A 6,724-nucleotide genomic window follows, 5' to 3' on the forward strand; every position below is an offset into this window, starting at 1 on the left:
TTCTCAAAGAACAACCACACACCGCCCGGAAGCTCCACACTGTGGAGCCCCGACCCGGGGCAATTTCACACTGTCGCGACCGCCGCTCCCGCGCCGGGCACTTTTACTACGCTACCCGCTGATATCCGCCGTGTCAAACCGCTCTGTCGCGATCCGCACCACTTCCACCACAATTACGGGCACCACAATTCGACCGGCTCACGCCGCTCTCCTCAATGGCTTCCGACAGGCCGGCCGCTGCGGTCACCCGCCAGCTCGCCCGGTTCCCTACCGGCGATGAACCATACCCGGTCGACTCCGCCCCACCAAATCCGCCTCGCAGCGTCTTCGGGGCACCGCCCGGTCCAAGCTCACATGGGAATCAACCCATCCGACCCCGGCATCATTCCCACACCCCCACCGGCTTTCGCAAGCCCCGGGGAGCCGGTCCAGGCTCGTACCGGAAGACAACCCGGCCGACCCTTGAACCATTCCCGCACTCCGGCCTACCAGACCTTTCGCCTGTTTCGTCCGTTCCGCGCTGGCAGAGAGAAAGTTACGCGGGCCGCGAGTTGATCGTCAAATCTGCGGCCTGCGTCCCCCGTCACATCGGGGGCGCGCCGTTCCGCTGCTCCCGTCGGGCGCCAGTCATCCCTGGAGCCAGGCCCTGGCTACGGCTCAGTCGAGGCCGAGGCCGCGTCGGCCGGTGGAGTTCAGGCGCTCGGCCGAGAAGCGGTCGGGCCAGCTGCGCTCGTAGTGCTCCTCGGGAAAGTCGGCGGGACTGGCCCCGGAGTGGAAGGCCTCCCGGACGCTGGCCGCGTACCGCTCGTTGCGCGGGCACCAGGGTGCGGCGGGGATGTACATGACGTTGCCCCAGCCCAGCTGGTTCCGCACCGGCGCCACGCTGTGGATCATGTCGCAGTGCCACCAGACGGAGTCGCCGGCCCGGACGTCGGGAATGCCGACGAGGGCGCGCATCAGCAGCGGGTGCCAGGTCTGGTTGGCGGGGAACACCTGGTTGACCGTCACGCCGCACATGTCGTCCTCGGGCACGTCGGCCAGCAGCGGCCGGAGCATCAGGTACGCCATGGCCCCGGGGATCGGCACGGTGTGCAGCACCCCCTGGTCGTGGTCCATGTCGGACAGGGCGGTCCAGCCCTGGAAGGTGCGGAAGGCCGAGCACATGGTGGTGCCCGGGTACTGCGGCCCGGCGGTGCGGTAGGCGGCGTCCCAGGGGTCGTACTGCTCGACGGTGCCGTCGAAGAGGTGGCGGAAGGTCTGCTGGTACGCCTCGGTCATCCACAGGTCGAGGGTGCCGGGGTCGAGGTGGGTGCCGAGGCCCTGGGAGTCGGCGCCCGGCGGCCGGCGGCGGATCCGGTCGGGGTAGAGCGAATCGCGCTCCGGGTCGAACCACCGCACGCCCTCGGACTCGTGCTTCCACTGGCTGTTGAGGAACGCCTGCACCCGGGCCATCCGGTCGCTCTGGCGGGCCTGCATCTGCGCCGGCGACCAGTAGATCGGGTAGATCTCGGGCGTGGAACCCACGCTGCCGAAGAAGTCGTCGCCGGGGCCGCGGTAGGCGTCGAAGAAGCCGTTGCCCGCCACGTAGTCGACGATGTCGCGGTCCCAGGCGAGGGCCTGCTCCCGGTCGAAGTGTCCGCGCACGACGAGGCAGCCACGCCGGCGCACCGCCCGCAGGGTCTCGGCCGGCACCGTGCCGGCCTCGATGTCGGCGTACTCGATGACCGGCCAGACCGGCTCGCCGCGGTCGCGCGCCGCGACGATCTCGTCGACCTCCGCCTGGATCCGCTGCTCGACGACGGCGAACACCTCCTCGACCCTCCGGCCGGAGGCCTCGATGCGGGCGCGCAGCGCCGCCTTGATCTCCCGGATCGCGCCGGGCAGGTCGGTCGGGGTCGACTCCCAGTGCGGCAGCGGCGGGAGCGTGGCGGTCGGGCGGGCGGCTTGGGTGGTCACGGCAGGACTCCTTCTAGTTAAGGCTCCTTCTTTGTAAAGACTGTAGGTCGCGGGACGCTTTCTAGGCAAGACCCCTGACTAGAATCGTGGCGTGACCGCCGCCAAGCCCTCGCTCGAGCTGCTCCGCTCGCTGACCGACGAGCACGTGCTTCGCGAGCTGATGCAGTCCAGGCGCCTGACCCGGGCCGACCTGGCGGCCCGCAGCGGCCTGTCCAAGCCGACGGTGAGCGAGAGCGTGCGCCGGCTGACCGAGGCGGGGCTGGTCGTGGACACCGGAGAACGGACCCCCGGCGGACGCGGCCGGGGGCGCGTCGGCTCGTACTACGCGCTCGCCGACACCGTCGGCACCGCCCTGGTGATCGGCATCGCGCCCGACGGGGTGGTGGCCGAGTGCGTCGACGCCTACGGCGACACCCTGGCCCGGACGCACCACGAGATCAGCCGCCCGGCCCGGCCCGAGCAGGTCACGGCCGCGCTGCGCACCGCCGCCACGCAGGCCCAGCGGAGTACGGGACGGGCCACCCGGCTGGCGGTCGTCAGCGCCGCCGACCCGGTGCAGCGCGCCACCGGCCGCCTGATCCGGCTCCCCGACGCGCCGTTCCTGCTCGGCGAACTGGACCCGGTCGACGTGCTCGCGCCGCAGGTCCAGGGGCCGGTCGTCGTCGACAACGACGTCAACTGGGCGGCACAGGCCGAACGCGACAGCGATCCGACCAGCCTGACCGACTTCGCGTACCTCTTCCTCGGCGAGGGACTGGGCTGCGCGGTGGTCAGCGACGGCCAGGTACGCCGGGGGCACGCCGGCCTAGCCGGCGAGATCGCGCACCTGATCACCATCGGCCCGGACGGTCGGGCGACGCGGTTCATCGAGGTCTTCGGTGACCTGGGGCTGCGCCGGCCCGGCAGCACGGCGATCGACGTCGACCGGCTCCGCGGGCTGGCCGACGCGTCGGCGGCCACCTGCGAGGCGATCGGAGCGGCGGTGAGCGGCGTCCTCGCCGCCATCGTCGCGCTCACCGACCCGCAGCTGGTCGTCCTCGGCGGACCGTGGGGCCCGACGGTCCTCGACGCCGTCACCGCCGCCTTCGGCCGCCTGCCCCGGCACGTCGACCTCCGCGCGGCCCGACTGACCCGGGAACCGTCCCTGACCGGCGCGCGCACCGACGCCCTCGTCCGCCTCCGCTCGGCCATCGTCGCGGCCCCTCGGTGAACATCCGGCTGACCCGGCCGCCGGACCCCGATCCACCCGAGGGACGAGCACCGTCGGCCGACCGGGTAGCGGTCCGACCGGGGCACCGCACTGTCGACGCGGAAGCCACCGCATCGACAGGCCGTGACCCCGCGGACGCCACCGACGCGACAGGTGCCCCTCACCGCGTTCCGAGAACCGGGGCGGGCCTATTGTGCGGGGCCGGACGACGGTAGCGTTGCGCCACATCATGGCCCGTGGGCGTCCATCCGCGTGGCGTTCACACAGTACGGAGGGTGCGGCATGTCCAACGGCGAGGAGCCGTTCGCGCTGCGTGACGACGCGGCCGGACGGCCGCATTTCGAGACCGCCCTGCGCGGGTACGACAAGCGGCAGGTGGACCGGTACATCGAGCAGACCGACGGTCAGCTCGCGACGCTGTCGACCGAGCGGGACCAGGCGGCGGCCCAGGTGCACGGCCTTACCACGCACATCCAGCGACTCCAGGCGGAGCTGACCGAGCTGCGGCAGCGCCCCGCCCAGGTGGACCGGGCGTCCTTCCGGGACCTGGGCCCGATGGTGGACCAGATCCTGGCGCTGGCCGAGAAGCAGGGCGGGGCGATCACCGAGACGGCGACGCAGCGGGCGACCAGCCTGCAGGCCGAGGCCGAGAAGGTGCTGACCGAGGCGCGGGACCGGACTGTCCAGGCGCTGCGCGACCTCGACGAGGAACTGTCCGCGCGCCGGGCCGAGCAGGACAAGGTGTACGAGGAGCGCCGGTCGGCGGCCGAGCGGGAGCTGGCCGAGATCCACGAGCGGGCCGAGAAGCTGCGGGCGGAGGGTGAGGCCGCGCACGAGCGCGCCCAGCAGGAGGCGAAGCGGATCAGCGAGCAGACCGCCAAGCAGATCACTCAGACCCGTACGGCGGCGGAGGCGCTGACCAAGGCGGCCCGTACCCAGATCCAGCAGGAGATCCAGGCGGCGCGGGCGCAGAGCCAGCAGGAGCTGGCCCAGTGGCAGGCCACCGCCGAGAAGGAGATCGCCGAGCGGCGGGCCGCCGCCGAGCAGGAGCTGGCCGAGCACCGGGCGGCGGCCGAGCAGGAGCTGACCAACCAGCACAGCGCCGCGGAGCAGCAGATGCAGGCGCTGATCGCCGAGGCGCAGCAGTACGCCACCGAGGTGCGCCAGCGCGCCGACGAGCAGATGGCCGCGCAGCAGGAGCAGCTCACCGCGGTGCAGGAGGAGATCGCGGAGCGGCAGCAGGCGCTGACGCAGGTGAGCGAGGAGTTGGAGACCGCCCGGCAGCAGCTCGCCGAGATTCAGCAGGAGGGCGACACCACCGAGCGGGACCTCGTGCAGACGCAGCGCCGGCTGGAGGAGACCCGTCGGAGCCTGGTCGCCGAGACCCGGCGGTTGGAGGAGGCGCGGCAGGCGGCCGAGTCGGTCGAGCGGCACGCCAAGGACGTCCGGGCGCGCGTGCAGCGGGAGGCCAAGCGGGTGGCGGACCTGGCGGCCGCCGCGGTGATGGCGGCCGCGGCCGGTGGCGGGGAGACCGCCGAGTACCCGATGCTGGCCGTCCGTCCCGGCACAGACCGGTCCGCGAACGGAACGCCGGCGGAGCCGGAGACCGAGCAGCCGGCCGAACCGCCGGTGGCGGTGCGGCCGGCGCCCGAGCAGTACGTGCCGCCGGCGGCGCACCGGCCCGAGGTGGTCTCGAGCAGCTGAGCGGTGGCGCGCCAGCGGTCGCCCCGGTCAGGGCAGGACGACGTTCTTGCCCCGGGCGTGGCCGCCGCGCAGGTGCCGGATCGCGTCGGCCGCCTCGGCCAGCGGCCAGCTCCGGTCGAGGACGGGCCGGAGCCGGCCGGCGTCGACCAGCGCGGTGAGAGCGTCGAGGTTCTCGCTGCTCTCCTTGGCCACCAGGGGGATCAGCCGCTGGCCGACCAGCGGGGAGAGCAGCAGCGCGCGCAGCTGCCGGTCGAAGCCCTGCAGCAGCCTGCCGGTGGCGGCCTCGCCGCCGACGAGGACCAGCGTGCCGGTCGGGGTGAGGGCGCGGCGCAGGTGGGTCAGGGTGCGGTTGCCGGCGGTGTCGACGATGACGTCGTATCGCACGCCCCGGTCGGTGATGTCCTCGCGGGTGTGGTCGATGACGTCGGTCGCGCCGAGGGACGTCACGAGGTCGGGTTTGCTGGGTCCGCAGACGCCGGTGACCTCGGCGCCGGCTGCCGTGGCGAGCTGTACGGCGTACGAGCCGACGCCGCCACCGGCGCCGATGACGAGCACCCGCTGGCCGGGGCGGACCGTCGCGGCGTCCCGCACGGCGGTGAGCGCCGTCTGGCCGGAGACCGGGATGGCGGCGGCCTCGGCGAAGGTGAGCGCGGCGGGCTTGCGGGCGAGCTTGTGCTGCGGCGCGAGGGCGTACTCGGCGTAGCTGCCGGCGCCGGTGCCGTAGACCTCGTCGCCGGGGGCGAAGCGGGTGACCTGGCGGCCGACGGCCTCGACGACGCCGGCGAGGTCCATACCGGGGACGCGGTGGCGGGGGCGGCGCAGCCCGTAGCCGAGGCGGACCGGGTACGGCAGGCCGGTCATCAGGTGCCAGACGCCGGGGTCGACGCCGGCGGCGCGGACCCGGACGAGCACGTCGTCGTCGCCGACCCGGGGCGGGTCGATGTCGCGCAACTGGAGCACGTCGGCGGAGCCGTAGCGGTCCTGGACGATGGCTTTCACGAGCCCTCCCGGGGGTACTGGAACACGTCGGTGACGGGGACGTCGAACACGGCGGCGATCTGGAAGGCCATCTCCAACGACGGCGAGTACCGGCCCTGTTCGATGGCGATGACGGTCTGCCGCGTCACGCCGATGCGGCGGGCCAGTTCGGCCTGGGTCAGGTCGCCGTGCGCGGCGCGCAGGGCGCGGATGGAGTTGGTGATCCGGGTCGGTTTCACCACGACTGGAAGCCCCGCCGGTAGGCGACGATCTTGGCGGTGGAGCCGACCACGGCGGAGAGCACGAAGCACAGGTAGATGACGTTGGCGATCCAGAAGTGGTCCCAGCGGGCCAGCGCCATGCCGAGCGCGGCGACCCCGCCGACGACCACGAAGGACTGGCCGATGTGCTCGCCGGTGCGGTGGATCTCCCGGTCGCGCTGGTCGGACTGGTTGGCGCCCTCGGGCGAGACGATCGAGATGACGATGTGCGCGACGATCGACGCCGCGATCGCGCCGGCGATCGTCCACAGCAGGGCGCCGGCGTACGGCGCGTCGGCCAGCGGGCGGCCGTCGGCGCGGCCGAGGACGACGGCGGCGTACGTGGCGTAGCCGACGACCGCGACCACGGCCATCATCCAGGCGCGTTTCTCTTCGAACGCCACTGGCCCTCCCGGGTGTGTAAAGAATTCTTGACACCCGAACGGTATGCCCCGGCGGCCAGGCGTGTCAAGAATTCTTTACACGACGGGACGGGGCGCACACGCAGACAAGGCGGGCCCGTGAGGACCCGCCTTGCCTTTGTTGAGCGACTACCAGAGGACTTGAACCCCTAGACCACATCCGCAATCCGCAACCGTGCTAAGTGGCAGTCACC

At 72.6% G+C, this 6,724-nt stretch carries 6 protein-coding genes; 2 read left to right on the top strand and 4 right to left on the bottom strand.

Going from position 1 to position 6,724, the window contains the following annotated elements:
- Positions 1–657: 657 nt before the first annotated feature.
- Entirely contained in the window at positions 658–1,956 is a 1,299-nt protein-coding gene (locus V6U89_RS15700; protein ID WP_334571882.1) for a DUF1479 domain-containing protein, read from the bottom strand.
- Positions 1,957–2,047: 91 nt separating this feature from the next.
- Between V6U89_RS15700 and V6U89_RS15705 the strand changes: the two genes are divergently transcribed.
- Together V6U89_RS15705 and V6U89_RS15710 are read left to right on the top strand one after the other, a co-directional pair.
- Entirely contained in the window at positions 2,048–3,166 is a 1,119-nt protein-coding gene (locus V6U89_RS15705) for an ROK family transcriptional regulator (protein WP_334571884.1), read from the top strand.
- A 282-nt stretch (positions 3,167–3,448) separates the two neighbouring features.
- Entirely contained in the window at positions 3,449–4,870 is a 1,422-nt protein-coding gene (locus V6U89_RS15710) for a hypothetical protein (protein ID WP_334571885.1), read from the top strand.
- Between the two features lie 27 nt (positions 4,871–4,897).
- Here V6U89_RS15710 and V6U89_RS15715 read toward each other — a convergent pair whose 3' ends face one another.
- Genes V6U89_RS15715 through V6U89_RS15725 form a run of 3 tightly spaced genes read right to left on the bottom strand, consistent with a single transcriptional unit; the run spans position 4,898 to position 6,512 of the window.
- Positions 4,898–5,869: an NAD(P)-dependent alcohol dehydrogenase gene (locus V6U89_RS15715; RefSeq protein WP_334571886.1), complete on the bottom strand. Its 972-nt coding sequence runs from the start codon at positions 5,867–5,869 to the stop codon at positions 4,898–4,900.
- Positions 5,866–6,090, bottom strand: coding sequence for a helix-turn-helix transcriptional regulator (locus tag V6U89_RS15720; protein ID WP_442933932.1), 225 nt, complete (start codon positions 6,088–6,090; stop codon positions 5,866–5,868). Before V6U89_RS15720 ends, V6U89_RS15715 begins: the two co-directional genes overlap by 4 nt.
- Complete coding sequence (locus tag V6U89_RS15725) at positions 6,084–6,512, bottom strand: hypothetical protein (RefSeq protein ID WP_334571887.1); 429 nt, start codon at positions 6,510–6,512, stop codon at positions 6,084–6,086. Before V6U89_RS15725 ends, V6U89_RS15720 begins: the two co-directional genes overlap by 7 nt.
- Between the last annotated feature and the right edge of the window lie 212 nt (positions 6,513–6,724).

Source organism: Micromonospora sp. CPCC 206171 (genome assembly GCF_036906755.1).
In the GTDB taxonomy this organism is placed as follows: domain Bacteria; phylum Actinomycetota; class Actinomycetes; order Mycobacteriales; family Micromonosporaceae; genus Micromonospora; species Micromonospora purpureochromogenes.

Coding starts and splice junctions, on each gene's coding strand:
- V6U89_RS15710 (WP_334571885.1), top strand. CDS start 3,449: ATGTCCAACGGCGAGGAGCCGTTCGCGCTGCGTGACGACGCGGCCGGA.